The sequence below is a fragment of the Litorimonas sp. genome (genome assembly GCA_029936425.1).
Taxonomy (GTDB): domain Bacteria; phylum Pseudomonadota; class Alphaproteobacteria; order Caulobacterales; family Maricaulaceae; genus Litorimonas.
The window spans coordinates 1-2,141 of the sequence record JAPYSU010000069.1; the positions used below are offsets into that span (position 1 = coordinate 1).

General features: G+C 51.1%; 1 protein-coding gene. It reads left to right on the forward strand.

The features are described 5' to 3' along the window. Positions 1–264 precede the first annotated feature (264 nt). On the forward strand, positions 265–1,758 hold the full coding sequence (locus tag ACN0IC_RS15100; protein WP_416879586.1) for a sigma 54-interacting transcriptional regulator: 1,494 nt from the start codon (positions 265–267) through the stop codon (positions 1,756–1,758). Positions 1,759–2,141 lie beyond the last annotated feature (383 nt).

Consider the following 2,141-nt stretch of genomic DNA (forward strand, 5'->3'; position numbering starts at 1 on the left):
ACCAAGGGTTGCTTTGGGCTGGCTGCAATAGGGTAGGGCGGCCCCTTACTCAATTGCTTTGATATCTTAAGCAGCCGTTCGTCATTTGCGCGGCGAAGGTGTCAAGAGAGCCCGCAGCGGAAGTGTCAATTTTGTGCTACGTGCGCGGGCAGTGCGGAAATTGCTGCAACAGCACAAATCTCTACGCCGCCGCGCAGCAGGAAAACCGGCTATTCGTGCGCGCGGCAGTGCTTGCAAGTTTAGTTACCTTTATGCAAAGTAACTTTGCGATACACCTACTATGAACAAGCGGCGCGCGTCGAGGAAGTAAGAACCTTGTCTAACATTCAAACTGTACTGGTCAAATCTACTGACGATGCGGTCACGCAAGTGGTTTCCAAAGCGTTGAGCGAGCTCGATGGGTATCGTTTGATATACTGTGACGACGATAAGTCTGCCCTGAACCGACTTGATGACATCAAAGTCGACGTGATAATCTATGACTTGGATCTGCGCGATTTTGGATCAGAAAACGCACTTGTTCGATCCCGACTATCTCACGCGGCATGTTCACGCATCGTTGTTTGCAACGCCGAAGAACGATGCGAAGGTGCGCGGGTGTGCGAGGATTCAGCATCCTACCTTTTCTTGATGAAGCCTCTCGACGAAAAGCAAATCCGGATGTCCGTCAAACGGGCGCTTGAACAAACGGAGCTGTCGCGGCGGCATCGTATTTTGACTCGAGAACTAAGGTTGTCTTTAGACGAAGACATGTTTGGCCAAATAGAAAGCGGTTCTGTCCAAGGTGGTGTGTCGCGCTTTGAGCGTTTGGTCTATGCGAGCTCTCAGATGGCCGAAGTTGTCGGCGAGGCAAAGATTGCAGCCAAGACCGATATGCCTGTGTTGATCCGCGGTGCGACCGGGACCGGCAAAGAGCTTTTGGCCCGCGCCATTCACTTCAACTCCAATCGCGCGAATTCACCTTTGCACAGTCAGAACTGTGGTAGCGTCTCTGATGAGGCGCTCTATTCGGAGCTGTTTGGACATGTTCGCGGCGGCTTTCCAGGAGCAATCGCGGACCGATTGGGCCTATTTAGAGCGGCGGACGGCGGCACGGTTTTTCTCGACGAGGTTTCGGAGGTCTCTCCCCAATTCCAAGTTGCCCTCTTGCGATTTCTGCAAGAAGGCGAAGTGAAGCCGTTGGGGTCAGACAAAACACTTACCAGCAACGTTCGCATCATTGCGGCTTCAAACCGCTCAATTGAGGAGCTGGTTGAAGAAGGCACCTTCCGAAAAGACCTCTATTACCGCTTAAAGGGCTTCCAGCTTGAGCTACCAGCATTGAAAGATCGCGCTTCAGACATACCCGTTCTTACCAATTTCTTCGTTGAGAAATATGCGGGCGTCGTTGGACGTCGGGTCTTAGGTGTAACAACTGACGTTTTGGACAGGTTAGAGAACTTCCCCTTTCCCGGTAATGTTCGAGAGCTCGAGACCGAGGTTCAGCGGATGGTAGCTGTGGCAGAGCAAGGCGGTTACATTGCGCTCCGACATCTTTCCGAAAAGATCTCCAAATCGCCTATGCCTGATTCCGGCGCTTCAAACTTTGTCCCATCCGGATCAACTTTGAAGGAAAAAGTCGAGAGCTTGGAGAAGTCGGTTTTAACGCAAACCCTTGATGCAAGACATTGGAACCAAAGTAAGGTTGCCGATGAGTTGGGTTTGTCGAGAGTTGGCCTGGTGAACAAAATCAAGAGATACGAGCTACGGAAAGATTAGAGAATGTCGGATGATCAGGACGACACTAACTTGGTAAGATTCCCGTTCTCAAAGTCTGGTGTGTCAAAGACATCTTCTCAATCGCGCAACCTTGGACTGACCAAGCTTTCATTCGATGTGAACCCAAGCGGCGCAGGCGCGAAAGGCCACTGGTGTGATGCCTGCAAAGGCATCTGGTACACTTACTTTCTTGAGGTCGAATGCCCGGTTTGTGGGCGTCGCGGATAGCACGGCTATCGCAAACCTAGTTTGCATTTGGCCGAGAAACTAAGTTTACAGTTTGCACTTTGTTTCAAAGAATTTGACCCGCAAGCCGGTGAGTTGATTTGAAACATTGTGTACCGCTGCGCACAATGAGCGAGAATACGTGCGCATTATTGTTG